Source organism: Puniceibacterium antarcticum, assembly GCF_002760615.1.
In the GTDB taxonomy this organism is placed as follows: domain Bacteria; phylum Pseudomonadota; class Alphaproteobacteria; order Rhodobacterales; family Rhodobacteraceae; genus Puniceibacterium; species Puniceibacterium antarcticum.
Genome location: NZ_AWWI01000121.1, coordinates 314,815 through 338,504, shown reverse-complemented (window position 1 = coordinate 338,504; position 23,690 = coordinate 314,815). Strand labels below are relative to the sequence as shown.

The 23,690-nt window shown below is 61.9% G+C and carries 24 protein-coding genes; 20 read left to right on the top strand and 4 right to left on the bottom strand.

Annotated elements, in window-relative coordinates:
• Positions 1–133 precede the first annotated feature (133 nt).
• Genes P775_RS18725 through P775_RS18715 form a run of 3 tightly spaced genes read left to right on the top strand, consistent with a single transcriptional unit; the run spans position 134 to position 2,225 of the window.
• Complete coding sequence (locus tag P775_RS18725; protein WP_099912402.1) at positions 134–1,264, top strand: bifunctional 2-C-methyl-D-erythritol 4-phosphate cytidylyltransferase/2-C-methyl-D-erythritol 2,4-cyclodiphosphate synthase; 1,131 nt, start codon at positions 134–136, stop codon at positions 1,262–1,264.
• Entirely contained in the window at positions 1,261–1,749 is a 489-nt protein-coding gene (locus tag P775_RS18720) for a phosphatidylglycerophosphatase A family protein (protein WP_099912401.1), read from the top strand. Before P775_RS18725 ends, P775_RS18720 begins: the two co-directional genes overlap by 4 nt.
• Positions 1,746–2,225: a CinA family protein gene (locus P775_RS18715; RefSeq protein ID WP_245875758.1), complete on the top strand. Its 480-nt coding sequence runs from the start codon at positions 1,746–1,748 to the stop codon at positions 2,223–2,225. The genes P775_RS18720 and P775_RS18715 overlap by 4 nt, the downstream gene beginning before the upstream one ends.
• Here the strand turns inward: P775_RS18715 and P775_RS18710 are convergent, their stop codons facing one another.
• Positions 2,226–2,669 carry a type II toxin-antitoxin system RatA family toxin gene (locus P775_RS18710; protein ID WP_099912400.1) on the bottom strand — a complete coding sequence of 148 codons (444 nt, stop codon included), beginning with the start codon at positions 2,667–2,669 and terminating at the stop codon, positions 2,226–2,228.
• Between the two features lie 120 nt (positions 2,670–2,789).
• Between P775_RS18710 and hpt the strand changes: the two genes are divergently transcribed.
• From hpt to P775_RS18695, 3 genes are all read left to right on the top strand, one after another.
• The gene (hpt, locus tag P775_RS18705) at positions 2,790–3,347 is read left to right on the top strand and encodes a hypoxanthine phosphoribosyltransferase (protein ID WP_099912399.1); all 558 of its coding nucleotides are present in this window, start codon (positions 2,790–2,792) and stop codon (positions 3,345–3,347) included.
• Between the two features lie 306 nt (positions 3,348–3,653).
• Positions 3,654–4,115: a c-type cytochrome gene (locus P775_RS18700; protein WP_099912458.1), complete on the top strand. Its 462-nt coding sequence runs from the start codon at positions 3,654–3,656 to the stop codon at positions 4,113–4,115.
• Between the two features lie 8 nt (positions 4,116–4,123).
• Positions 4,124–5,020, top strand: a complete 897-nt coding sequence (locus P775_RS18695; protein ID WP_099912398.1) for a c-type cytochrome — start codon at positions 4,124–4,126, stop codon at positions 5,018–5,020.
• A 177-nt stretch (positions 5,021–5,197) separates the two neighbouring features.
• Here P775_RS18695 and lipA read toward each other — a convergent pair whose 3' ends face one another.
• A complete protein-coding gene (lipA, locus tag P775_RS18690; RefSeq protein WP_099912397.1) occupies positions 5,198–6,151 on the bottom strand; it encodes a lipoyl synthase in 954 nt (317 codons plus the stop codon).
• Between the two features lie 319 nt (positions 6,152–6,470).
• Here lipA and P775_RS18685 point away from each other — a divergent pair, with 319 nt between their 5' ends.
• Positions 6,471–7,970 carry a catalase gene (locus tag P775_RS18685; RefSeq protein WP_099912457.1) on the top strand — a complete coding sequence of 500 codons (1,500 nt, stop codon included), beginning with the start codon at positions 6,471–6,473 and terminating at the stop codon, positions 7,968–7,970.
• A gap of 228 nt (positions 7,971–8,198) precedes the next feature.
• Here P775_RS18685 and P775_RS18680 read toward each other — a convergent pair whose 3' ends face one another.
• On the bottom strand, positions 8,199–9,335 hold the full coding sequence (locus P775_RS18680) for a DUF6456 domain-containing protein (RefSeq protein ID WP_245875757.1): 1,137 nt from the start codon (positions 9,333–9,335) through the stop codon (positions 8,199–8,201).
• A 226-nt stretch (positions 9,336–9,561) separates the two neighbouring features.
• Here P775_RS18680 and P775_RS18675 point away from each other — a divergent pair, with 226 nt between their 5' ends.
• Complete coding sequence (locus P775_RS18675; protein ID WP_099912396.1) at positions 9,562–9,870, top strand: DUF6477 family protein; 309 nt, start codon at positions 9,562–9,564, stop codon at positions 9,868–9,870.
• Between the two features lie 110 nt (positions 9,871–9,980).
• Here P775_RS18675 and P775_RS18670 read toward each other — a convergent pair whose 3' ends face one another.
• On the bottom strand, positions 9,981–11,525 hold the full coding sequence (locus P775_RS18670) for a trimethylamine methyltransferase family protein (RefSeq protein WP_099912395.1): 1,545 nt from the start codon (positions 11,523–11,525) through the stop codon (positions 9,981–9,983).
• 261 nt (positions 11,526–11,786) lie between these two features.
• Between P775_RS18670 and P775_RS18665 the strand changes: the two genes are divergently transcribed.
• The 12 genes from P775_RS18665 (at position 11,787) to P775_RS18610 (ending at position 23,668) form a co-directional block, all read left to right on the top strand.
• On the top strand, positions 11,787–12,581 hold the full coding sequence (locus P775_RS18665; RefSeq protein WP_180287499.1) for a delta-class carbonic anhydrase: 795 nt from the start codon (positions 11,787–11,789) through the stop codon (positions 12,579–12,581).
• 238 nt (positions 12,582–12,819) lie between these two features.
• Positions 12,820–14,382: a glutamine-hydrolyzing GMP synthase gene (gene guaA / locus P775_RS18660; protein WP_099912394.1), complete on the top strand. Its 1,563-nt coding sequence runs from the start codon at positions 12,820–12,822 to the stop codon at positions 14,380–14,382.
• Positions 14,379–14,645: a putative quinol monooxygenase gene (locus tag P775_RS18655; RefSeq protein ID WP_218967724.1), complete on the top strand. Its 267-nt coding sequence runs from the start codon at positions 14,379–14,381 to the stop codon at positions 14,643–14,645. The genes guaA and P775_RS18655 overlap by 4 nt, the downstream gene beginning before the upstream one ends.
• A 91-nt stretch (positions 14,646–14,736) precedes the next feature.
• A complete protein-coding gene (locus P775_RS18650) occupies positions 14,737–15,729 on the top strand; it encodes a glycosyltransferase family 2 protein (protein ID WP_099912392.1) in 993 nt (330 codons plus the stop codon).
• 109 nt (positions 15,730–15,838) lie between these two features.
• On the top strand, positions 15,839–16,714 hold the full coding sequence (locus tag P775_RS18645) for a DMT family transporter (protein WP_099912391.1): 876 nt from the start codon (positions 15,839–15,841) through the stop codon (positions 16,712–16,714).
• A gap of 106 nt (positions 16,715–16,820) precedes the next feature.
• Positions 16,821–17,930: an OmpP1/FadL family transporter gene (locus P775_RS18640; RefSeq protein ID WP_099912390.1), complete on the top strand. Its 1,110-nt coding sequence runs from the start codon at positions 16,821–16,823 to the stop codon at positions 17,928–17,930.
• 176 nt (positions 17,931–18,106) lie between these two features.
• Positions 18,107–19,015 (top strand): DMT family transporter, encoded by a 909-nt coding sequence (locus P775_RS18635; protein ID WP_099912389.1) that lies wholly within the window; start codon positions 18,107–18,109, stop codon positions 19,013–19,015.
• Positions 19,016–19,077: 62 nt separating this feature from the next.
• On the top strand, positions 19,078–19,941 hold the full coding sequence (locus P775_RS18630) for an ATPase (protein WP_099912388.1): 864 nt from the start codon (positions 19,078–19,080) through the stop codon (positions 19,939–19,941).
• Positions 19,942–20,031: 90 nt separating this feature from the next.
• Entirely contained in the window at positions 20,032–20,973 is a 942-nt protein-coding gene (locus P775_RS18625; protein ID WP_099912387.1) for a homoserine O-succinyltransferase, read from the top strand.
• A 15-nt stretch (positions 20,974–20,988) separates the two neighbouring features.
• Positions 20,989–21,966, top strand: coding sequence for an alpha/beta fold hydrolase (locus tag P775_RS18620; RefSeq protein WP_099912386.1), 978 nt, complete (start codon positions 20,989–20,991; stop codon positions 21,964–21,966).
• A 222-nt stretch (positions 21,967–22,188) separates the two neighbouring features.
• Positions 22,189–23,058, top strand: coding sequence for a polyphosphate kinase 2 (ppk2, locus tag P775_RS18615; protein WP_099912385.1), 870 nt, complete (start codon positions 22,189–22,191; stop codon positions 23,056–23,058).
• A complete protein-coding gene (locus P775_RS18610) occupies positions 23,051–23,668 on the top strand; it encodes a TetR/AcrR family transcriptional regulator (protein WP_099912384.1) in 618 nt (205 codons plus the stop codon). The genes ppk2 and P775_RS18610 overlap by 8 nt, the downstream gene beginning before the upstream one ends.
• The last annotated feature ends 22 nt before the right edge of the window (positions 23,669–23,690 follow it).

Sequence of the window (23,690 nt, the reverse complement as noted above, 5' to 3'; positions counted from 1 at the left end):
CGTAGCATACAATGACGAGAGACTGTTTTGACGCCCTAGAATTCCTGTTTGCTTAATTCTTCGGCAGAAACCCGCTAGAGATTGCACAGCCTTCGCGCAGAGCCTAAACCGAGGGCCAGCAAGAGGACGCGCCATGACAATCGCCGCTTTGATCGTTGCCGCAGGCAAGGGCACCCGCGCGGGTGGCCCGATTTCCAAGCAATGGCAACAGATTGGCGGAAAAGTCGTTGCGCGCTGGACGCTGGAACGCTTTGCGCATCTCGATCATCTGATCCTTGTCGTGAACAGGGACGATATGGGGATTGCCCATGAGGTCTGCAATGGCCTGCCGGTCACGCTGGTGGCCGGGGGCGCGGATCGCGCCGGATCGGTGCGCGCGGGGCTTGAGGCCTTGGCCGATCTGGCGCCCGATCTGGTGCTGATCCATGATGTTGCGCGGCCCTGCGTCGATGCGGCTGTGATAAGCGCTGTGATTGCCGCCTTGTCCGGCGCTGATGGCGCGGCCCCCGCCCTGCCTGTCACCGACGCGCTTTGGACCGGTGAAGGCGAGCGTGTCAGCGGCACACAGGACCGCACCGGGCTGTATCGCGCGCAGACACCGCAGGGGTTTCGCTATGACGCGATCCTTGCCGCCCATCGCGCCCACCCCGGCGGTGCGGCGGATGACGTGGCCGTGGCACGCGCCTTTGGCATTGATGTCGTCATTACCGACGGTGATGAGCGCAACCTGAAGATCACCACCCCCAGCGATTTCGCCCGGGCCGCAGCACTACTGGAGAGCAAGATGGATATTCGCCTGGGCAACGGGTTCGACGTGCACCGATTCTGCGAGGGGGATCATGTGATGCTTTGCGGTGTCAGGGTGGCGCATGATCACGGGCTGGACGGCCATTCGGATGCTGATGTGGGCATGCATGCGGTGACCGATGCGCTTTATGGTGCCTTGGCCGCGGGCGATATCGGTCGGCATTTCCCGCCCTCGGATCCGCAATGGAAAGGCGCCGAAAGCCATATCTTTCTGCGCCATGCCGTAGAATTGGCACGTTCCAAGGGGTATGAGATCAGCAATATCGATGTCACGCTGATCTGCGAATACCCCAAGATCGGCCCTAATGCGGCGGCGATGATGGAAAAGATGGCTCAGATCATGGAGATGCGGATGGATCAGGTTTCAATCAAGGCGACCACCTCGGAACGACTGGGCTTTACCGGGCGCGGCGAAGGGATCGCGGCGCTGGCCACCGCCGCACTGGTGCGGACATGAGCAAGATCATCGCAACCGTTCTGGGCGTCGGCTATCTGCGCCCCGCACCGGGCACCTGGGGGTCGCTCGCCGCGCTGCCGCTGTTCTGGGTCCTGCATGTGCTGGGCGGTTTCTGGCTGGCCCTGCTGGCCGTGGTGGCGGTCTTCGCGCTTGGCTGGTGGGCCACAGAACGTGAAATCGCCGGCAAGGCGGACCATGACCCGTCCGAGATTGTCATCGACGAAGTGGTCGGCCAGTGGATTGCGCTTTTGCCGATCTCATTCGGCGCGGGCATGATGGGGGCCGAAATCACACGGCTCTGGCCCGGCTGGGTCGCGGGCTTCCTGCTGTTCCGGCTGTTCGACATCTGGAAGCCATGGTTTGTCGGCTGGGCCGACCGGCGCGGCGATGCCTTGGGCGTGATGCTGGATGATGTGATCGCCGGGCTGTTCGCGGCGCTGGTGGCAATTGTCATGGCTGGCGTGGCGCATGGGCTACTGATGTGAGCGGACCCCTCCCTGACACCATTCTGGAACGTGCCAAAGCGCAGGGGCTGACAGTCACCTGCGCTGAGAGCTGCACGGGCGGCATGGTCGCGGCGGCCCTGACCGATTTGGCCGGATCCTCGGCGATCTTTGAGCAGGGATTCGTGACCTATTCCAACCGCGCCAAGCAGGAGATGCTTGGCGTGTGCGCCGCAACGCTTGAGGCGTTCGGCGCGGTGTCCGAACAGGTCTGCGCCGAGATGGCGGCAGGCGCGCGGGCGGCGGCGCAGGCCGATGTGGCGGTGTCCATCAGTGGCATCGCGGGGCCGGGCGGGTCCGAGTTCAAACCCGAGGGCCGGGTGTGTTTCGGCCTCGCGGATGCCAGGGGCGTGCAGTGCGAAACCGTTGAATTTGGCGCGTTGGGCCGCGCAGCAGTGCGCGCGGCGGCGACAGAACATGCGCTGCAGCTGATCCTTGCGGCGCTGAGGCGTGCCTGATCAGCCGTAAAGCTCTTTCGCGCGGCGTTCAAAGGCACGCACGATACGCTGCATCGCCTCGTTGAACACCAGCCCGATGATGCGCTGCAGCATCGTGTTCTTGAATTCGAAATCGACAAAGAACGACACTTCGCAGCCGCCTTCGATATCGTGGAACGCCCAGTTGGATTTAAGATAGCGGAATGGCCCGTCGAGATATTCGGTGTCTATTCTCATGTCTTCGGGGAACAGCGTCACCCGGCTGCCGAACTTTTCGCGAAACACCTTGAAGCTGATCACAAGGTCGGCCAGCATCACGCTGGCATTGCCTTCGGGTGTGACAGAGCGCACCCGGGCCGCCGCACACCACGGCAGAAACTTAGGATAATCCTCCACATCCGCCACCAGATCGTACATCTGCTGGGCCGTGTAGGGCAATGTCTTGGTCTCGGAATGGGTCGTCATGGGCCCTCGTCTCTGGCTGCGTGCTGATCGCGGTCGCCGCGGCCCGTTTGCGCCGTGACATTGGCTGTGCATGTCGTATGCTGCGCCCGGAAAATCAAGGGAAACCAACAAGAGAGCCCTATGACACAACGTCTCTATGTGATCGACGAAATGATTTCGGCCAAGGCCATCGCAGCCAGGATCGAAGTGCTTTGCCATAAAATTCACACCGAATTCGACGGTACAGACAAGCTGGTCGTCGTCGGCCTGCTGCGCGGATCCTTTATCTTTATCGCCGATCTGGTGCGCGAACTGACCCTGCCGGTCGAGGTCGATTTCCTTGAAGTTTCCTCTTACGGGGATGCGATGCAAAGCAGCCGAGAGGTGCGCATTCTCAAGGATCTGCGCGGCCAGATCGAAGGGCGGGATGTGCTGGTGGTCGAGGACATCGTCGACACCGGCTATACGCTGAGCCACGTGACCAACCTGCTGAACTCGCGCAATCCCGCGCGGCTGCGCACCATCGCCCTGCTGGACAAGCCCTCGCGGCGCGAGGTCGATTTCAAGGCGGACTGGACTGGCTTTGAAATACCGGATGAATTTGTCGTCGGCTATGGCATCGACTACGCGCAGCGCAACCGCAACCTGCCCTATATTGGCAAGGTGCGTTTTCCGGACGCAGACGCACCAGCAGAGTGATCTGGCGGCGGCTTTGCAAATTGCAAATTCGCGAAATGCAGATCACAGTTGGTCATTTGCAGGAACAATTTTGCAAATTTGCAAACAGCCCGAGGACTTTTGAGTTGTTCGCCCCAAAAGTCTGGGGCGGCTGACACAAGGGCCGGGTCGGTTTGGTCCAAGAACACCCAAATTATTACCGATGATCCGTCCCAATCTGCGCCGCCAGATCAGAGGCCCCTCGTCCAGAAACAACTGTCACAAAAACTTTTATTGCGCGGGAACGCTTATACAAGGTTACCTAAGGGCACGCATAGGGAGATCATGATGAAGAAGACACTTGTTCTGCTGGCTGGTCTGGCCGTCTTTGGCGGCTCTGCGGCCTTGGCTCAAGCCGATTTTTCGGGTCAAATCAAGGCCCGTCAGGGCCAGTTCCAAATTCTGGCAATCAACCTGGGTATTCTGGGCGGCATGGCCAAGGGCGAAACGCCCTATGATGCCGAGCTGGCGCAGCATGCGGCAGATTCGCTGGTGGCGGTGTCGCATATCTATGAACCGCCGCTCTGGCCCGAAGGGTCGGACAACATGAGCCTTGACGGCACCCGCGCCCTGCCCTCGATCTGGGATGAGCGCGACGATTTCCTGTCGAAATGGGCCGCGCTGGGGACGGCTGTGAGCGGCATGCAAGAGGTCGCCGCCACGGGACAAGAGGCGATTGGCCCGGCGCTTGGCAAGGTCGGTGGCGCCTGCAAGGCCTGCCATGACAAGCACCGCGCGCCCAGCGGCTGAGGCCCTTCATGCGCAAGACATTGATCCTTGGCGCGCTGGCGGCCCTGATGGCCGCCGGTGGTGTTCTGTTTGTGACCCGCGCCCAACCTGTTGACAGCGCAGTGTTTTCCGGCCTGACCGGCGATGCGGCACAAGGTGAGGTGGTGTTCACTGCGGCGGGCTGTGCGTCCTGCCACCATGCGCCGGACGCGACGGGTGAGGCCAAACTGGTGCTTGCCGGTGGTCAGCGGTTCACCTCGGATTTCGGCGTGTTTCTGGCCCCCAATATCTCGCCCGATGCACGGGCGGGGATTGGCAGCTGGAGTCTGACGGATTTTGCCGGTGCTGTGAGCAAAGGCGTCACGCCAGAGGGGCAGCACCTCTATCCCGCCTTCCCCTATACCGCCTACACCCATATGGCGCCACAGGAGGTGGCCGACCTCTGGGACTATCTGCAAAGCCTCCCGCCAAGCGACACGCCCAGCCTGCCGCATGAGGTAGGATTTCCCTTCAACATCCGCCAGAGCCTGGGCGTATGGAAGATGCTATTCATGACAGATCAATGGGTTGCACCAGACACAGAGGACGAGACCCTGACCCGGGGCCGCTATCTGGTCGAGGCGCTGGCCCATTGCGGCGAATGCCACACGCCGCGCAATGTGCTGGGTGGATTGCAGCGCGACGCCTGGCTCAGCGGTGCGGCGAATCCCAACGGCACAGGCCGCATTCCGGCACTGACACCGGACAAGCTGAGTTGGTCAGAAACGGATATCGCCTATTACCTCGAAACCGGCTTTACCCCCGATTTCGACAGCGTCGGCGGGCACATGGTTGCGGTGGTGGAGAACTTTGCAAAGCTGCCCGCGTCAGACCGCGCAGCGGTGGCCGCTTACCTGAAGGCGCTGCCGCAACCAGCGGAAAACTAGCGAAAACCGGCATATGGAAAGCGTATGGAAACCGTATGGTTTTTATATGGCTGCGCTACAGAAAAAGCGCAGAGAGCGGACGGCCCTCTGCGCTTTCTGTCTTTGCAATTATGCAAATCCAACATCGCAAACTCTGCAAACGCCGCGTGCTGCAGTGCCCTGCAAACCCGACAGGCGTCAGGCGCTGGCGAGCTTCAATTCCCGGGCGGTGCGCAGACGGGCGAAATCATCGCCCGCGTGGTAAGACGAACGGGTCAGCGGCGTTGCCGACACCATCAGGAACCCCTTGCCCAGCGCCGCGCGTTCATAGGCGGCAAATTCATCCGGGTGCACAAAACGGTCCACGGCATGGTGTTTCGGTGTGGGCTGCAGATACTGGCCGATGGTCAGGAAATCGATATCGGCGGCGCGCATGTCGTCCATCACCTGCATGACGGCCTGACGATCCTCGCCCAGACCGACCATGATGCCGGATTTGGTGAACATCGACGGATCCATTTCCTTGACCCGTTGCAGCAGACGCAGCGAATGGAAATAGCGCGCGCCGGGGCGCACCTCTGGGTAGAGGCCTGGCACGGTTTCAAGGTTGTGGTTGAACACGTCGGGGCGTGCAGCGACGACCTTTTCCAGTGCTTCGGGGGCGCAGCGGATAAAATCGGGCGTCAGAATCTCGATCGTGGTGCCGGGGCTGCGGTGGCGGATGGCGCGGATGGTCTGGGCAAAGTGTTCGGCCCCGCCATCTTCGACATCGTCGCGGTCGACCGATGTGATGACCACATGGTTCAGGCCCAGTTTCTGCACCGCATCGGCAACGCGGCCCGGTTCAAAGGCATCCAGCGCCTCTGGCGGTTTGCCGGTGGCGATGTTGCAGAAGGAACAGGCGCGGGTGCAGACCTCGCCCATGATCATCATCGTCGCATGGCCCTGCGACCAGCACTCCCCCACATTGGGGCAGCCTGCCTCTTCGCAGACGGTGACAAGCTTGTGTTCGCGGATAATGCTGCGTGTTTCCGCATAGCCCTGACCGCCCGGCGCCCGCACCCGGATCCAGTCGGGTTTCTTGGGCTGGGCGTTGTCCTTGCGCCGCGCCTTTTCGGGGTGGCGCTGCTCGGGAATTTTCAGATCTCGCACGTGGTATACCCCGCGTAATTTTTTAAGACTTGATGCATAGCATAAGCAACTGCAGAGGGCAGTACCAGTGCCGCATAGCCGTCATGCAATGCGGAGCATTCCAAAATTTAACGAGTATGCCCTCTGTTCTGCCGCTTTTCCCCCGCTGCCCCACAGACCGGTTCACCACGCGCCGGGGCACAGCGCCGCCATTGCGCAGCCCTGCGGTATGATGCCTGATAAGAAAATCCTATCGAAAGTCGAAATAATTTTCATCGGGAACTATCGGCCTGCGCGCACCGTTTCGTCGGTGCAGAACATCAATCCGGAGGGAAGTCCCATGACCAAGCGTCTGACAACAACCGGCGGCGCGCCAATGCCCACCAATGACACATCCAAGACGGCAGGCCCGCGTGGTCCGCTGCTGCTGGATGATTATCAGCTGATCGAAAAGCTGGCGCATCAGAACCGCGAGCGAATCCCCGAACGGGTCGTTCATGCCAAGGGCTGGGGCGCCATCGGCACCTTTACTGTGACCCATGACATTTCTCACCTGACACGGGCGAAACTGTTTTCGACGGTCGGCAACAGCTGCGACGTGCTGGCCCGCTGGTCCACCGTCGCCGGTGAGCCGGGTGCCGCCGACGCCGAGCGCGATGTGCGGGGGTTTTCGCTGAAATTCTACACCGAAGAGGGCAACTGGGACATGGTCGGCAACAACACGCCCGTGTTCTTTGTCCGTGACGCCTACAAGTTTCCGGATTTTATCCGCACGCAGAAGCGTCATCCGCGGACAAATATGCGCTCGCCCGAGGCGATGTTCGATTTCTGGGCCGCCCAGCCCGAATCGGTGCATCAGGTGACGATCCTGATGTCGGATCGCGGGATTCCGGTGAATCCGATGCATATGAACGGCTACGGCTCTCACACCTTCAGTCTGTGGAATGACGAGGGCACGCGGACTTGGGTCAAGTTCCACTTCAAGACGCAGCAGGGCCACAAGCATTACACCAATGCCGAGGCGGAAATGTTGATCGGCAAGACGCGGGAAAGCTATCAGGAGGATCTGTACAACGCGCTCGATTCCGGGGAATTCCCGAAATGGACGCTGAAGATTCAGGTGATGGAAGAGGAAATGGCCAACGAGGTCGATTTCAACCCGTTCGATGTGACCAAGGTCTGGCCGCATGACCAGTTTCCACTGATCGAGGTGGGCGAACTTGAGATGAACCGCAACGCGCCGAACTATTTCCAGTATGTGGAGAATGCCGCCTACAGCCCGTCCAACGTTGTGCCGGGCATCGGTTTCAGCCCTGACAAGATGCTGCAGGCCCGGGTCTGGTCCTATGCGGATGCGCATCGCTATCGTCTGGGCACCCATTACGAGGCGCTGCCCGCCAATGCGCCGAAGAATGCCGAGGTGCAGCACTATCACAAGGATGGTGCCATGCGCTTCTTCACCAATGACTTCGACAACCCCGATGCCTATTACGAGCCGAACCAGTATGGCGGCCCGGTGGCGGACCCGTCGGTGACGGAACCGGCACTGAAGATCGACCCGGAAGCCTTCCGCTATACCCAAGAGGTGACAGAGGCGGATTTCATCCAACCCCGCGCGCTCTATGCCGAGGTGATGGATCAGGACGAGCGTGACAGGCTGCATGACAACATGGCCGCCGCGATGGGGCCGTGCTCAGAGAGCGTGACCGAGCGCTGGCTCGCTGTGCTGAAACGGGTGCATCCGGACTATGAATCGGGTGTGCGCGAGGCGCTGAAAACCGCCGGGGACGTGAACGCGGTGCCGGTCACGGATGACACCCAAGTCGACGCCGCCGAGTGAGCAGCACCGTCCCCCGCACAGACGACTGAGCGGGGGACGGGAAAAGGGGTTTGGAAAGAAATTTACAGATTTAAGCACGGATCTGACCGTGGCAGGGGCGCTGCCCCCGACGCCCTGACGGGCGCCTCCCCCGGGATACTTCCGGGCAGATGAAATCTGTGGGACTGTCTGGCTGCGGCGGGGCCATGGCAGAAACCGCGGGCCCTAGCCCAGACGGTGGGTGACAGCCTAGCCGATCAGCCCGCCGCCTGCGCCAATCGTTTCGTCATAATGGCGGCGCAAGCGCTGCAGTGCGATGCGCAGCACGATCTTGCCAGAGCGGGCCGACCAGCCTCTGCGTTTTTCGGCCGTTTCCAGCCCTTCGAGATGGCAGCAGCACCGCACTGCCACATCGGCAAGTCCGGGGCCGAGGTCTGCCAGCGCGGCTGAAACGCGGCTGTGGGCGGCTGTGGCGCCGCGCGGGATTTCTGTCCCACAACGGCTGGTCTGCACACCGGCGGTCAGGAACTGTTCCCAGTTCTGGCCGATGCGCGCCCCCATCTGGCTGAGTTCGAAATCCTCGCGCAGGCGCTCTCCGGCGCTGACCAGATCATCGCCGAGAAAGGGGGTGCCATCGCGATCGCGCCGCCGGGCCAGAGCGGCCAGCGGGCTGTCGCCGACTGCATAGCGCGGACGCAGGCCGCGCGGATCGGTGTCCTGACGTTCCATCGCCTCTTCGGCGGCGCGTCCGGTCAGCGGGCCAGAGGTAAAGCCAGTCTGCGCCTCGGCAAAACCGCGCAGGCGGCTTTCCTGTTCGGCCATCAGCTGGGTCAGGGCAGAGCGCCCCGCCGCCGTAATCCGGTAGCGCGCGATCCGTCCCGGGGTCACGCAGACGATCCAGTCCTTGAGCGCCATGGCCTGGGCGATGGTGCTGTCAACCACGGCGGTGCGGGTCGCGCCCCCCTGGGCCGTATCGCGGACCACGACGGCCTTGTCCATCTCTGCCGCCACAGCCAGAACCGCGCCGGGTTCGCTGAGCCGTCGCAGGATCCGGCGCGCTTCGCGGGCCAAGGTTTTTTGATCGACATTGGCGGGGTATGCGGTGACTGAAGCATTCATTTTGGCAGTTTCCTTTTCATGATGTCCGATGATCGGGGAGAACAGCTGTTGACCCAGACGGCGCAGCGCCGCATCAACCAGGGGATCATCGCGGCGGCTTTCCAGTTTGCGCACCTGACGCAGCACGGTTGAGGCATGGCAGCCCGCTCGTCTGGCCAGCACCCGTATCGGCAGGCCGGTTTCGATATGGGCGAGGTAGTGGCGCGCAGCGTCCGGCAGCCATGCGGGCAGGGCATCGTCGGTTTCGTAGCTCATGCTGCGGATCATCGTCCGGCTTCCTTTGCAGCTGCTGAGATACCCACAGAGATATCCCCACCTTATTGCGGAACACTTGCGTGTTATTGTTACTTCATGGTTAACAAATTTACACTTACGTAAGCATTGTTGCGAAACTCTAAACAGTTGTGAAGGGCGCGGGCGGTTTCTGGCGCCACCGCGCAACACCCTCTTTTCGTGTGCCATGCTGATGGTCCATTCAATGAGGAAGACCCCAATGACCGACGCCCTTCGCATGCTCGAATCGATTCGCCGCCCCCGGCTGCTGATCCGCACCGCCCGGATCGGGATGGCAGACTATCGGCGCAGCGCGCAATTGCAGAGGCTGCTTGGGGTCAGCCATCTGCCGGACAATGGCACCGCCCTGCGCCAACTGATCACGATCGAGGAGGGGCTGGAGCAGCAGCGCAGCGCCAGCGCTGCGGGCTATTCGCTCAGCCGTCATATCGAAGTGCTGGTCGCAATGATGGGAGAGGCGCAGCTGCTGCGCGCCTCTGGTCCAATCACTTTGATTGCCGCAGAGTGATGCGGCCCCTCCAGCGTGTCAGCTGAAATCCGGATCGCAAAGCCGCGATCCCGGCCTTCGGCAGAAGGCAGGACCGCGGGCTGATGATGTCAGGTCAGACCAGATGCGCCTTACAGCAAGGCATCGGGCATGGACGCTTTTTTCTGCGCGACAAAGGCGTCAAGCGCCTCGGCAATGGCCGGGTCCAGCGCAGGCTGCTGATAGGTGGCCAGCTGCTGTTTCACCCGGAGGGTGGCCAGCGCCATGGTGTCACGGGCGCCCTCCTCGCTCCAGGTTTCGAACGGTTTGTAGTCGAACAGATCCGAGCGCCAGAAGGCATCCTTGAAATTCGCCTGCGTGTGCGCGCAGCCGAGGTAATGGCCCCCCGGCCCCACCTCGGCAATTGCCTCCATCGCCTGGGCGTTTTCGTCAATCTGCACCCCACGTGCGAGGTGATGCAGCGTGCCGAGCTGGTCCGCATCCATCACGAATTTCTCGTAAGAGGACACGAGCCCGCCTTCGAGCCAGCCGCAGGCGTGCAGCATGAAATTCACGCCGGACAAAAGCCCCATATTCAACGAGTTGGCCGTTTCATAGGCCGCCTGCGCATCGGGCAGTTTCGATCCGCAGAACGCCCCGGCAGAGCGGTAGGGCAGACCCATCCCGCGCGCGAGCTGCCCCGCGCCATAGGTGATCAGCGAGGCCTCGGGCGTGCCAAAGGTCGGCGCGCCGGAGTTCATGTCGATCGAGGTCACAAACGCGCCGAAGATCACCGGCGCGCCCGGGCGCACAAGTTGGGAATAGGCGATGCCGGCCAGCACCTCGGCCAGCACCTGCGTCAGCGTGCCCGCAACCGACACCGGCGCCATCGCCCCGCCGACAATGAAGGGGGAGATGATGCAGGCCTGATTGTTGGCCGCATAGATTTCCAGCGCCCCCATCATCGTGTCGTCAAAGGTCATCGGCGAGTTGATGTTGATGAGGCTGGTCATCACCGTGTTGTCCTGCACGAACGTCTTGCCAAACAGCACCTCGCACATCTCGACGCTGTCCTGCGCGCGGCTGGGTTCGGTGACCGATCCCATGAAGGGCTTGTCCGACAGCGTCATGTGCGCGTGCAGCATGTCCAGGTGGCGCTTGTTCACTGCAATGTCGGTCGGCTCGCAGACCGTGCCGCCGGAATGGTGCAGCCATCTGGACATATAGCCCAGCTTCACAAAATTGCGGAAATCCTCCATCGTGGCATAGCGGCGGCCCTTTTCGGCATCATGCACAAAGGGCGGCCCGTAAACCGGGGCAAGGACAAGGTTCCTGCCGCCCATCACCACATTGCGCGCTGGGTTGCGGGCGTGCTGGGTGTACTGGGATGGCGCGGTGCTGCAGAGCTGGCGCGCCAGACCGCGCGGGATGCGCACCCGCTCACCCTCGATCTCGGCACCCGCATCCTGCCAGCGCTTGAGCGCGGCGGGATTGTTGACAAAATTCACGCCGATCTCGGCCAGCACGGTTTCGGCATTGGCCTCGATGATCTCAAGCGCCTCTTCGCCCAGAACCTCGAAATTGGGAATGTTGCGTTCGATGTATTTCGCCGTCTCGATGCTGATTGCCGTGCGTTCGGCCCGCCGGGCCGCCCCGCCACCGCCACGTGCCCTGCGCTGTGTGCCTGCCTCTGCCATATCGCTCTTCCCGTGGTGACGTCTGTTGCGGCCTGTCTAGTCCAGAGCGCGCGGCCAGCGGATCAGAATAGCGGCGGATCCGGTGCAAAAGCGACATTGTCCCGGCTGGTCCCGCCTGTCTGCGTGCCCGCCTGTCTGCGCGCCGGAGTCGAAATTCTTAAAATACCAGCTTTAAAGAAGTGTTGAGAGATTCGACCGCAAGACAGACGCAGATGCGCCGACAGGGCGCCGCAACCTGCCATTGAAACGGGATCGTCCGACATGAACCGATATCTCTCTGCCCTTTCCCTGACCCTTGCCGGCCTCTGCGCCGCGACGTCCGCCCATGCCGAAGATCTGTGTCTGGGGTTTGGGCCGCAAACGCCGCGCGACATCGGGTTGCGTGTCGGAATGAACCCGCGCAGCTTTTCCCCGGCACCAGCGCCAGACAACATGAACCTGTGCAATCTGCACACCCACACCAATGCCGAACACAAGGGGCCGGGATTTTCCATCTATGCCGGGGACGGGGAAAATGGCGGCTATCAGTGCAACGAAACCGCCACGCTGAGCGCGTCGGAACTGAAGGATCCGGCCGGTGGCCACGGCGCCTTTCACGGCGTGAAGCCCGGCGACACGATCGAGGTGCACTGGGTGTTCACCTCTTGTGACGTGAGCCCGGGGCCGGGACTGGGAGCGTGCTCTTCGGCGGCTTGCGCCAATCCGCAGCTGCGGGTCGAAGCGCAGGCCTTTCTGGTGGTGAACGACCCCAGCGCGCTGGATTTCACCGAATTCGCCAAGGTCACGGTTGGCCCGAACGGGCGCTTTCAGCCCACCGCCCTGCCCACGGGTACGGGCACCCCGGTGCTGTTCGCCGGATCAACCACCGGGCCGCAATACACAGAGGCGACGTGTTCGCCGCTGCAGGTCACCTGGAATGTGCGGCCCAACTGCGCGCGGCTGGACATCTCTTCGCTGAACCGCTGGGTGGCCGAGGAAAATGTCTTTGAAGAGGAACACAGCCATGGCGTGCGCCAGCTGGTGACCGCGCCGGAACTGTTGTCGTCGATCAACTGACGGCTTGCTGGTTGGGTGAGGCAGTGGGGGCGCTGCCCCCGTCGCCCTTGCGGGCGACTCCCCCGGGATATTTTTGGGCAGATGATACGGGGGGTCTTGTACGGATGGAGGGCAAATCGCCACCTTTGGTCGCGGATTTGTGCCATGCGCAGGCCCGGCGCGGTTGGCATCGCACAAAGGCGGCGCGCGGGGTGACTGCCCTCTTGCGCCGCGCGGCGCTTGGCCCTAATGGGCTGGCATGACCCAGACCCAGCATGACCGCCTGTTGATTATAGACTTTGGCAGTCAGGTGACGCAGCTTATCGCGCGTCGCCTGCGCGAACTGAATGTCTATTGTGAAATCCACCCTTTCAATCTGGTGACAGAGGCCTTTCTGGCCGAGTTCGCCCCGAAAGCGGTGATCCTGTCCGGTGGCCCCGCCTCGGTCTTTGACGAGGGCGCGCCGCGCCCGCCCGCAAAGGTGTTCGAACTGGGCGTGCCCGTCCTGGGCATCTGCTATGGCCAACAGGTCATGATGCATATGCTGGGCGGCCATGTGGAACGTGGTCATGGCACAGCCGAATTCGGCCGCGCCTATGTCACGCCGAGCGAGGATCGCATTGATCTGCTCAAGGGCTGGTTCCTTGATACGCGCGAACAGGTCTGGATGAGCCATGGCGACCATGTGAGCAAGATCGCTCCGGGGTTTGCGGTTTACGGCACCTCACCCAACGCGCCGTTTGCGATCACCGCCGATCTGGAACGCCGGTTCTATGCCGTGCAGTTCCACCCCGAGGTGCATCACACGCCGAACGGTCGCACGCTCTATGAGAATTTCGTCAGGGACGCCGGGTTCACCGGTGACTGGACGATGGAGGCCTACCGCGAGGAAGCCATCCGCAAGATCCGCGAACAGGTCGGCGACAAGAAGGTCATCTGTGCCCTGTCCGGCGGCGTCGATTCCTCGGTTGCGGCGATCCTGCTGCACGAGGCGATTGGCGATCAGCTGACCTGCGTCTTTGTGGACCACGGGCTGCTGCGTCTGAACGAGGCGACCGAAGTGGTCACCATGTTCCGCGAACATTACAACCTGCCGCTGATCCATGCCGATGAATCCGAGCTCTTCCTTGGCAAGCTGGACGGCGTCAGCGACCCCGAGACCAAGCGCAAGATCATCGGCGGTCTGTTCATCGACGTGTTCCAGAAATACGCGAACGGGATTGAGGGCGCCGAATTCCTTGCCCAGGGCACGCTTTATCCGGACGTGATCGAATCCGTGTCGTTCAGCGGCGGGCCTAGCGTCACGATCAAGAGCCACCACAATGTCGGCGGCCTGCCCGAAAAGATGGGGCTGAAGCTGGTCGAACCGCTGCGCGAGCTGTTCAAGGATGAGGTCCGCGCGCTGGGTCGCGAGCTGGGTCTGCCGGACAGCTTTATCGGGCGGCATCCCTTCCCCGGGCCGGGTCTGGCGATCCGCTGCCCCGGAGAGATCACCCGCGAAAAGCTGGAAATCCTGCGCAAGGCCGACGCTGTCTATATCGACCAGATCCGCAAGCATGGGCTTTATGACGAGATCTGGCAGGCCTTTGTGGCGATCCTGCCCGTGCGCACCGTGGGTGTGATGGGCGACGGGCGAACCTATGATTTTGCCTGCGCGCTGCGTGCGGTGACCTCGGTCGATGGCATGACCGCAGATTATTATCCGTTCAGCCATGACTTTCTGGGTGAAACCGCCACGCGGATCATCAACGAGGTCAAGGGAATCAACCGCGTCACCTATGACGTGACCTCGAAACCTCCGGGCACGATCGAGTGGGAGTGATCCACCTGACCGGCACCCTGCGCTGCGCCCCCGATCAGCAGCAAAATGTGCGAGACGCCCTGCCCGACCATATCGCGCTGACCCGCGCTGAACCCGGCTGTCTGGAATTTGAGGTGGTCGAAACCGCGCCGGGCCTGTTTGCCGTGTCAGAGCTGTTCAGCGATCAGGCCGCCTTTGACGCCCATCAGACCCGCACCCGCGCAAGCGCTTGGTTTGCCGTAAGCGAGGGCATGGTGCGCGAGTACAAGATCACCACGGTCTGATCCGGCCTTGCCGATTTCCGCCCGCTCTGGACAGATGTTGCGGGGCGTGATCAGACCTTGCCCCTGAGCCGACATCACCAGAGGATAAGCCATGTATGCGCCTGATGCTCAGGACATAAGGATCATATCGAACGATCTTGCAGAGCGTGACGGGCTGACGCTCATTTGTGTGTTTCGCAACGAATTTTATCTCCTGCCAGCGTTTCTGACTCACTACCGCGCTTTGGGTGTCTCGCGGTTCATACTGCTCGACCAGGGGGATGTGATGCTTCTGGACAGCACCCGCCGCTATGGTGACAGCGTGATCAAAGAGGAACGCCCGCCACGGCGGCGCAGCAAAACCGACTATCGCCAGATCCACCTTTGGCGCACGGCGCTGGCGAACCGCTTTTGTGACGGGCGCTGGATGGTGCAATGTGACGTGGACGAATTTGCTTCTCTGCCCGAAGGCCGCCGATTGGACCAACTGGCCCGGCGTCTGGAGTCAAATGGCAAGGCCGGTGCCTGGGCCGGCATGATCGACATCTACCCGCGTCACATCAGCGATCTGGGTCCAGAAGCCGACGCCGCCCAGGACCCCCGTGAGGGCCAATGGTATTTCGATGCCACGCGGCACTTTTCGCTGCGCCGCGACGGCAGCGCACCGCGCCATCACTATGCAGGCGTGCGTTCGCGGCTGAACCGTGCACATCTCGCGCATGCAAAACCCGTCGGTCTCTGGACTGCGCTGAAACTGAAACTGCTGGGGGCGCGCAAATCCCCCTCTGGCCGGTTCGTGAAGCCGCTGCTGCAAAAGTGGCAGCGCGGCAATTACTATCTCTCCTCACATGAGACCACGCTGAAACTCAGGCCGCATGTTCTGATCCCGCTGCTCCATTATCGCTACACCCCGGCGCTTTATGAAAAGGTCGGCTGGGCCATGGACAGCGGTGGCTATTCCAAGGGCAATTCCGATTATTTCACAATCAACAGCCTGCTCGCCAATATGACCGCCGCAAATGCGTCTTTTTTGGCGCCCGTCTCGCGCAGGCTCACCGGCTACAACGACCTCAAAGCCACCCGCAACGCCAGAGGTCTGGACTAGGCGCGCCCAGAAAGCGGCCTCTTCTGCCCAGTCATGATATGCAGGGTTGCCAAGCGCACCAAGGTCGGCAAGACAGTCGCAACCATGCCACAACTTTGAAAGCATCCCGATGAGCGATACCCTGCGCGCAGGCCTCTGGATGATCGGGGCCATCATCTCCTTTACCTCGATGGCAGTTGCGGGACGTGCGGTGTCGCTTGACCTCGATACCTTTGAAATAATGATGTATCGCAGCATGATCGGACTGGTTCTGGTGCTGGTCATCGCCAGCATGGCACGCACGCTGAGGCAGATCACCACCCGCAGTCTGGGCTGGCATCTGATCCGCAACATCAGCCATTTCACCGGCCAGAACCTGTGGTTCTATGCCATTGCCTCGATCCCGCTGGCGCAGGTCTTTGCGCTGGAATTCACCTCTCCGCTCTGGGTGATCGTACTCTCTCCGCTGGTGCTGGGCGAGAGGCTGACCCGGACGCGGGCGATTGCGGCGCTCTTCGGATTCATCGGCATCCTGATCGTCACCCGCCCCAGCCCCGAGACCATGAACTTTGGTCTGCTCACGGCCGCGCTCGCCGCAATCGGCTTTGCCGGATCTGCGGTGTTCACCCGCCGCCTGACCCGGACAGAGACGATCACCTGCATCCTGTTCTACCTCACGGTGATGCAGGCGGTCTTTGGCCTGATCTGTGCGGGATTTGACGGCGATATCGCCTGGCCCAGCGCCGCAAGCTGGCCCTGGATCCTGGTGATCGGCTGTGCCGGTCTGATGGCGCATTTCTGCCTGACCACAGCGCTGAGCATTGCACCGGCGACCGTGGTGATGCCTATCGATTTCGCGCGTCTGCCAGTGATTGCCGTTCTGGGCATGCTGGTCTACAGCGAACCGCTGGATCCATTCGTGATTCTGGGCGCGGCGATCATTTTCGTGGCGAATTATTACAATATCTGGCACGAAACCCGTCCCCACCCCCGAAACGTAACGTAACGAAGGCATGTCGCCTTTGTGACGTTCGGTCAATTATTGAACAGTTTGTTAACCACTGTAGCCTTTTCTCTGAGGAGAGAGACATATCATGAGGGAAGAGGACAGAATGAAGACTTTATTGGTCGGCGCTTCGGCGCTCGCCTTTGCCGCTGCCGGTTCCGTATCGGCGGGCGGTATCGAACGCACCACGCAATCCGCCATGGTGCTCTATGAAACCGGCAACCACGCAGAACTGTCCTTTGGCTTTGTGTCGCCAAGTGTCAGCGGCACGAGCGTGAATGGGCAGGATATCGACAACGTCGCCAGCTCCTTCTGGCTGCCAAACGCCTCGATCAAGATGCAGCTGAGCGAGACGCTGTCTGCCGCACTGATCATTGACCGTCCCTTTGGTGCGGATATCGCCTATGAAGACGGGAACGCAGTGCTGGGCGGAACCACTGCCGAAGCCTCAAATACGTCAATCACCGCCTTGCTGAAGTATCAGTTCAACCCGAACTTCAGTGCCTTTGGTGGTTTGCGCCATTCGCAGGCCGAGGGGGAAATCCATCTGAAGGGCACAGCTTATGGCCCCGTCAGCGGCTACAACGTCGACCTCAAGAGCGACAGCGCCTATGGCTATGTCCTGGGGGCGGCTTACGAGCGGCCCGATATCGCGCTGCGCGTGGCGCTGACCTACAATTCCAAGATAACCCATGACTTCAAGACCACGGAAAGCGGGCCGTTCCCCGCTCTGAACGGCAGTTCGACCACGGACGTTGATCTGCCCGAAAGCTGGAACCTCGAATTCCAGTCTGGCATCGCCAAGGACACGCTGCTGTTCGGCTCCGTGCGCCACGTGAGCCATTCGCAGTTCCGGCTTGATCCGGACAGGTTCGTTGCTATCACCGGCGACGGGCTGATCGATCTTGAGGATTCGACCACCTATCGTCTTGGTGTGGGTCGGCGGTTCAACGAAAAATTCTCCGGCTCCATCGCTGTCGCGTATGAACCTGCCGGTGATGAGCTTGTCTCGCCCCTCGCGCCGACAACGGGGTATACCAGCCTCACCGTTGGCGGCAGCTACAATATCGCCACAAATGTAACCCTGTCGGGCGGAGTCAATTACACATGGCTCGGGGATGCAAAGCCGGAAACCGGCACGCCCGATGTGGCCCGCGCAGATTTCGAGGACAACTCGGTGGTCGGCGTCGGCATCAAGATCGCTTACAAATTCTGAAAACCCTCGCGTGAATGTCACGACCGCCTGGCACCACGTCGGGCGGTCTTTTCCGTGTGCATGGTGACAGCTGAAACGTTGCAGGCGCGAAATGTCGTGAAGCCGCAGGTTCCGGGTCGCCCCGGCCACGGGCCCCGCCTAATGTCCCGGCAGGACAGGCAAGACGGAACCGCGCGATGACACAACAAACCTCTCTCTCGGGCCGGGCCTGGGGCGAACTTGCGCTTCTGGCGCTGATCTGGGGCGGCTCATTCCTGTCGATCCGCACCGCCCTGGATGAAATCGGGCCATTCACCTCGGTGCTGCACCGCACCTTCTGGGCGATGCTGGTGCTTTGGGTCGTGATCGCCCTGCGCCGCATGCCCCTGCCGCGCGATCCCCGGATCTGGGGCGCGTTTGCCGTCATGGGGCTGCTCAACAATGTCATCCCGTTTTCCCTGATGGCCTGGGGGCAGCTGCATATTCCCACCGGGCTCACCTCGATCTTCAATGCCGCGACGGCAATCTTTGGCGTGCTGGTGGCGGCGCTGGTCTTTGCAGATGAACGGCTCAGCGCGCGCAAGGCGCTTGGCGTGGTGCTGGGCTTTGCCGGCGTGGCCATCGCCATCGGCCCCGGTGCGCTGACCTCTTTGGACATCACCTCGCTCGCACAACTTGCGGTTCTGGCGGGCACGCTGTCCTATGCCTGCGCCGGGGCTTGGGCGCGCAGCACCCTGCGCGGGGTGCCACCGCAACTGGCGGCCGCGGGCATGCTGACCGCATCGACCCTGATCATGGCGCCGCTGACCCTCTGGGCTGAGGGCGTGCCAAGCCTGACGCTGCATCCCGTCACCTGGGCCGCCATCGCCTATTACGCGGGCATCGCGACGGCGCTGGCCTATCTGCTGTATTACCGCGTGCTTGCCATGGCGGGCAGTGGCAACCTCATGCTGGTCACGCTGCTGATCCCGCCCGTCGCCATCACCCTGGGCGCGCTGGTGCGGGGCGAGGCACTGTCGCACAACGCCTACGGCGGCTTTGCCCTGCTGGTGCTGGGGCTGGTGGTGATCGACGGGCGCATCTGGGCGCGGCTGCGCGGGGTTTGACCTTGCCGCGCGCGCTGGCTACCTAGCGGGGCAACTCCTCTCTGATCAAAGGCGCGCCTTTCATGCTGTACGATTCTGCCGATGCCTGGCATGCCGCCCCTCGCAAACGGGTTCTGCTGTTCGCCATGTCCGGGCTGGGCAAGACCCATGTGTCCAACATGCTGCGCGACGGTGGCGACTGGTTTCATTACTCGATCGATTACCGCATCGGCACCCGCTACATGGGCGAATACATCGCCGACAATGCGAAACACGAGGCGATGAAGGTCCCGTTTCTGCGCGAGCTGCTGATGAGCGATTCGATCTACATCGATTCCAACATCACTTTTCACAACCTCACCGCCGTGTCGTCCTATCTGGGCAAACCCGGTGCTGCGGACAAAGGCGGCCTGCCCATCGCCACCTACCAGCGCCGTCAGGATCAGTTTGCCCGCGCCGAAAAGCAGGCGCTGCTCGACACCGGCTATTTCATCGACCGGGCCGAGGGGCTGTATGGCTATCCGCATTTCGTCTGCGACACCGGCGGGTCGATCTGTGAATGGGTCGATCCCAAAGATCCCGCTGACCCAATCCTGTCAGAGCTGTCGCGCCACTGCCTGATGGTCTGGATTCGCGGTACCGAGGCGCATACCGCCGAACTGATCCGCCGGTTTGACCGCGCGCCCAAGCCGATGGCCTATCAGCCGGAATTCCTGCTGCGCGTCTGGCGCGAATACCTGTCCCTGCATGACTGCGCCGAGGGGGACGTGGACCCCGATGCCTTTATCCGCTGGACCTATGCGCAAGCGCTGGCCCACCGCCAGCCACGGTACGAGGCGATGGCGAACAACTGGGGCCTGACGGTGGATGCTTCTGATCTGGCCGACATCACCACCCCGGCAGAATTCGACGCGGTGATTGCAGCGGCGCTGGCGGACAAGGCCTGAACATACATCGCTAACGCTGCCTGCACAGCAATCTTGTGATACGCGCCGCCCTGCCCTATCTCTGACCGCCCGAGATGTAAGGATCCAAAGATGCCCATCAAGCTGCCCTCTGACCTGCCCGCCTACGCCGTTCTGTCGCGCGAGGGTGTCATGGTCATGCCCGAGGATGCGGCCAGCAAACAGGACATCCGCCCGATCCGCATCGGCCTGCTCAACCTCATGCCGAAAAAGATCCAGACGGAAACCCAGTTCGCCCGGCTGATCGGCGCGAATCCGTTGCAGATCGAATTCAGCCTGATCCGCATGTCCGAACACGAGACCAAGAATACCGCCGCCGAGCATATGGAGGCCTTCTATCGCCCCTTTTCCGAGGTCGAGGCGACGGGCGAGAAATTTGATGGTCTGATCATCACCGGTGCGCCGATCGAACATCTCGACTTTGAGCAGGTCACCTACTGGGGCGAACTGCAGCGCGTGTTCAACTGGACCCAGACCCATGTGCATTCCACCTTTGGCGTCTGCTGGGGCGGGATGGCGATGATCCACCATTTCCACGGCGTGCAGAAACATCTGCTCGACCACAAGGCCTTTGGCTGTGCGCGGCATCAGAACCTTGACCCTGCCTCGCCCTATCTGCGCGGCTTTTCCGACGATATGGTCATCCCCGTCAGCCGCTGGACCGAGCTGCGCCGCGACGAGATCGAGGCCGCAGGCCTGCCTGTGCTGATCGACAGCCCCGACACCGGCCCCTGCCTGGTCGAGGATGCGGCCCATCGCGCGCTCTATATCTTTAACCATCTGGAATATGACAGCGACACGCTGAAACAGGAATACGACCGCGACGTGGCCTCTGGCACGCCAATCAACATTCCGGCCAATTACTACCCCTCGGACGACCCCAGCCAGAAACCGCAGAACCGCTGGCGCAGCCATGCACATCTTCTTTATGGCAACTGGGTGAGCGAGCTCTACCTGACGACTCCGTTTGACATGACGCAGATCGGCACATCGAGCACCGATTTGCGCAAATAGCCAAAGGTGTCCCGCATGACCGCCCGTCTCCTCTCTGTGCTCTCGCTTGTCTTTCTGACCGGCTGTTCCGTGATCATCGACAAGCGCGCCAACACGCGCGAGGCTGAGGCGATCCGCGACTGGCCGCCCCTCGGGCAGTTCGTGGATGTGGGCAACGGGCGCAAGGTTCATGCCTATGTGACCGGCTCCGGCCCCGATCTGGTGCTGATCCACGGCGCGTCGGGCAACCTGCGCGATTTCACCTTTGATTTTGTGGACCGGGTCAAGGATCGCTACCGCGTCATCGCCTTTGACCGGCCGGGTCTGGGGTATACCGACCGCGCCGCGCCCGCCTATGGCGGTGCGTTCAATTCAAAGGCCGAAAGCCCGGCGGAACAGGCCGACATGCTCTGGGCTGCGGCGCAAAAGCTGGGCGTGAAAAACCCCATCGTGCTGGGCCATTCCTATGGCGGATCGGTCGCCATGGCCTGGGGGCTGGACCATCCGGCGGCGGGTCTGGTGATTGTCGCGGGCGCCACCATGCCCTGGCCCGGTGATCTGGGCCTGTCCTACACGGTGCTCGGCTCATCTGTTGGCGGGGCGGCGGTGCCACCGCTTGTCACCGCCTTTGCCAGTGACGCGCAGATCACCTCTGCCGTGGCAGGGATCTTTGCCCCCAATCCCGTACCTGCGGGCTATACCCAATATGTCGGCCCCGGCCTGACCCTGCGCCGCGCATCCCTGCGCGCCAATGCGCGCCAGGTGGACAGCCTGCGGCCCCATGTGGTTGAAATGTCCGCGCGCTATCCCGGGATCACCATCCCGGTCGAGCTGGTGCATGGCGGTGCCGACACCACCGTGCCGCTGGAGGTGCATTCCCGCCCGCTGGACGCGCTGCTGCCCAACAGCCACCTGACCGTGCTGCCCGGTGTCGGCCATATGCCACATCACGTGCAGCCACAGGCCGTGGTGGACGCGATTGACCGCGTGGCGCGCAAGGCGCGGCTGCCCTAAGGCAGCCCTGCCCCTGCCGGGTTGCGCACAAACCGGCGTCGCAATTTTGCGTATTTGAAAAGAGAAGAAGCAGGGGGCGGCTCTGTTGCTGACAGGGCATGGCCGGGATCAGGGCCATGGTGCGCGCTTTGGGGTTTGCGGCATCTTGTGGACATCGGGTGCCGCGCATTGCGTTAATCCGCTTAACATCCCATATTGCCTTCAAAATACAGGACAAGTTTCATGGATCTTCCGTTCGACGGCGCCATCAGCGCTTTCTTCGAAAACGACGCCCCGAAAGAGGTGCGCGATGCCATTCAGCGGGGCGACAAGGATGATATCCTGTCCCACAACTACCCCTATTCCGAAGAAATGCCGAAAAAGGCCTATGAGAAAGAGCTGGAAAAACTCCAGATCGAACTGGTCAAGATGCAGTCCTGGGCCAAGGAAACCGGCGCGCGCATCGCCATCCTGTTCGAGGGGCGCGACGGCGCCGGCAAGGGTGGCACCATCAAGCGGTTCCGCGAAAACATCAATCCACGCGGCGCGCGGGTTGTGGCCCTGCCCACGCCCTCAGATACCGAGGCGACGCAATGGTATTTCCAGCGCTACATCACCCATCTGCCCGCTGCGGGCGAGATCGTGTTCTTTGACCGGTCCTGGTACAATCGCGGCGTTGTCGAACATGTCTTTGATTTCTGCACGCCCGATCAGCGTCAGCTGTTCTTTGCGCAGGTGCCGGATTTCGAAAAACTGCTGGTGGCCGATGGCATCCACCTGTTCAAGGTCTGGCTGAACGTCGGGCAGGCCGAACAGCTGCGCCGCTTCCTTGATCGCGAAAAAGATCCGCTGAAACAGTGGAAACTCAGCTGGATCGATGTAGAGGGGCTGAAACGCTGGGACACCTATACCAAGGCGATCCCTGAGACGCTGACCATCACCCACACCCAGGCCGCGCCCTGGACCGTGATCCGTTCGGATGACAAGCGCCGCGCGCGGCTGGCCGCCATCCGCACCGTGCTGTCTGCGCTCGATTATCCCCGCAAGGACAAAAAGGCACTGGGCAAGATCGACACAAAGATCTGCGGCGGACCCGAGCTTTGGGATGCCTAAGCGCGGCTACCATCACGGCAATCTGCGGCAAGCGCTGGTCGATGCCGCCCTCACCCTGATCGAGGCGAAGGGCCCGACCGGTTTCACCCTGTCCGAGGCCGCGAAACAGGCGGGCGTCACCCCGGCGGCGGTCTATCGTCACTTTTCGGGACGCGAGGATCTGATCGCCGAAGCCGCGCTGCAGGGCTATGAGATCTTTGCCGACCTCATGCAATATGCATATGACAACGGCCAGCCCTCGGCCCTTGCCGCATTCGAGGCGACAGGCCGCGCCTATCTGGCCTTTGCGCGCAAATATCCCGGCCACTACATCGCGATGTTCGAAAGCGGCATTTCGGTCAATCACTCGCCCGAACTCGCCGCCATTTCGGCCCGGGCACGCGGCGTGCAGGAACGCGCGGCGGCTGGCCTGTCGCAACACATCCCCCCCGCCAAACGCCCACCTGCGGCCATGGTTTCAGCCCATATCTGGGCGCTGAGCCACGGGGTTGTTGAGCTTTACGCGCGCAATTCTCCGGGTCTGCAAAGCCCCTATCCGCCCGAGGATCTGCTGGAATCCGGCATCGGCATCTATCTGCGCGGTCTTGGCCTGCTGCCGCCGGACGTCTGAGCGTCAGATCGTTTCGACGCGA

Coding starts and splice junctions, on each gene's coding strand:
- P775_RS18725 (WP_099912402.1), top strand. CDS start 134: ATGACAATCGCCGCTTTGATCGTTGCCGCAGGCAAGGGCACCCGCGCG.
- P775_RS18720 (WP_099912401.1), top strand. CDS start 1,261: ATGAGCAAGATCATCGCAACCGTTCTGGGCGTCGGCTATCTGCGCCCC.
- P775_RS18710 (WP_099912400.1), bottom strand. CDS start 2,669: ATGACGACCCATTCCGAGACCAAGACATTGCCCTACACGGCCCAGCAG.
- hpt (WP_099912399.1), top strand. CDS start 2,790: ATGACACAACGTCTCTATGTGATCGACGAAATGATTTCGGCCAAGGCC.
- P775_RS18700 (WP_099912458.1), top strand. CDS start 3,654: ATGAAGAAGACACTTGTTCTGCTGGCTGGTCTGGCCGTCTTTGGCGGC.
- P775_RS18695 (WP_099912398.1), top strand. CDS start 4,124: ATGCGCAAGACATTGATCCTTGGCGCGCTGGCGGCCCTGATGGCCGCC.
- P775_RS18685 (WP_099912457.1), top strand. CDS start 6,471: ATGACCAAGCGTCTGACAACAACCGGCGGCGCGCCAATGCCCACCAAT.
- P775_RS18680 (WP_245875757.1), bottom strand. CDS start 9,335: ATGATCCGCAGCATGAGCTACGAAACCGACGATGCCCTGCCCGCATGG.
- P775_RS18675 (WP_099912396.1), top strand. CDS start 9,562: ATGACCGACGCCCTTCGCATGCTCGAATCGATTCGCCGCCCCCGGCTG.
- P775_RS18670 (WP_099912395.1), bottom strand. CDS start 11,525: ATGGCAGAGGCAGGCACACAGCGCAGGGCACGTGGCGGTGGCGGGGCG.
- P775_RS18665 (WP_180287499.1), top strand. CDS start 11,787: ATGAACCGATATCTCTCTGCCCTTTCCCTGACCCTTGCCGGCCTCTGC.
- guaA (WP_099912394.1), top strand. CDS start 12,820: ATGACCCAGACCCAGCATGACCGCCTGTTGATTATAGACTTTGGCAGT.
- P775_RS18650 (WP_099912392.1), top strand. CDS start 14,737: ATGTATGCGCCTGATGCTCAGGACATAAGGATCATATCGAACGATCTT.
- P775_RS18645 (WP_099912391.1), top strand. CDS start 15,839: ATGAGCGATACCCTGCGCGCAGGCCTCTGGATGATCGGGGCCATCATC.
- P775_RS18640 (WP_099912390.1), top strand. CDS start 16,821: ATGAAGACTTTATTGGTCGGCGCTTCGGCGCTCGCCTTTGCCGCTGCC.
- P775_RS18635 (WP_099912389.1), top strand. CDS start 18,107: ATGACACAACAAACCTCTCTCTCGGGCCGGGCCTGGGGCGAACTTGCG.
- P775_RS18630 (WP_099912388.1), top strand. CDS start 19,078: ATGCTGTACGATTCTGCCGATGCCTGGCATGCCGCCCCTCGCAAACGG.
- P775_RS18625 (WP_099912387.1), top strand. CDS start 20,032: ATGCCCATCAAGCTGCCCTCTGACCTGCCCGCCTACGCCGTTCTGTCG.
- P775_RS18620 (WP_099912386.1), top strand. CDS start 20,989: ATGACCGCCCGTCTCCTCTCTGTGCTCTCGCTTGTCTTTCTGACCGGC.
- ppk2 (WP_099912385.1), top strand. CDS start 22,189: ATGGATCTTCCGTTCGACGGCGCCATCAGCGCTTTCTTCGAAAACGAC.
- P775_RS18610 (WP_099912384.1), top strand. CDS start 23,051: ATGCCTAAGCGCGGCTACCATCACGGCAATCTGCGGCAAGCGCTGGTC.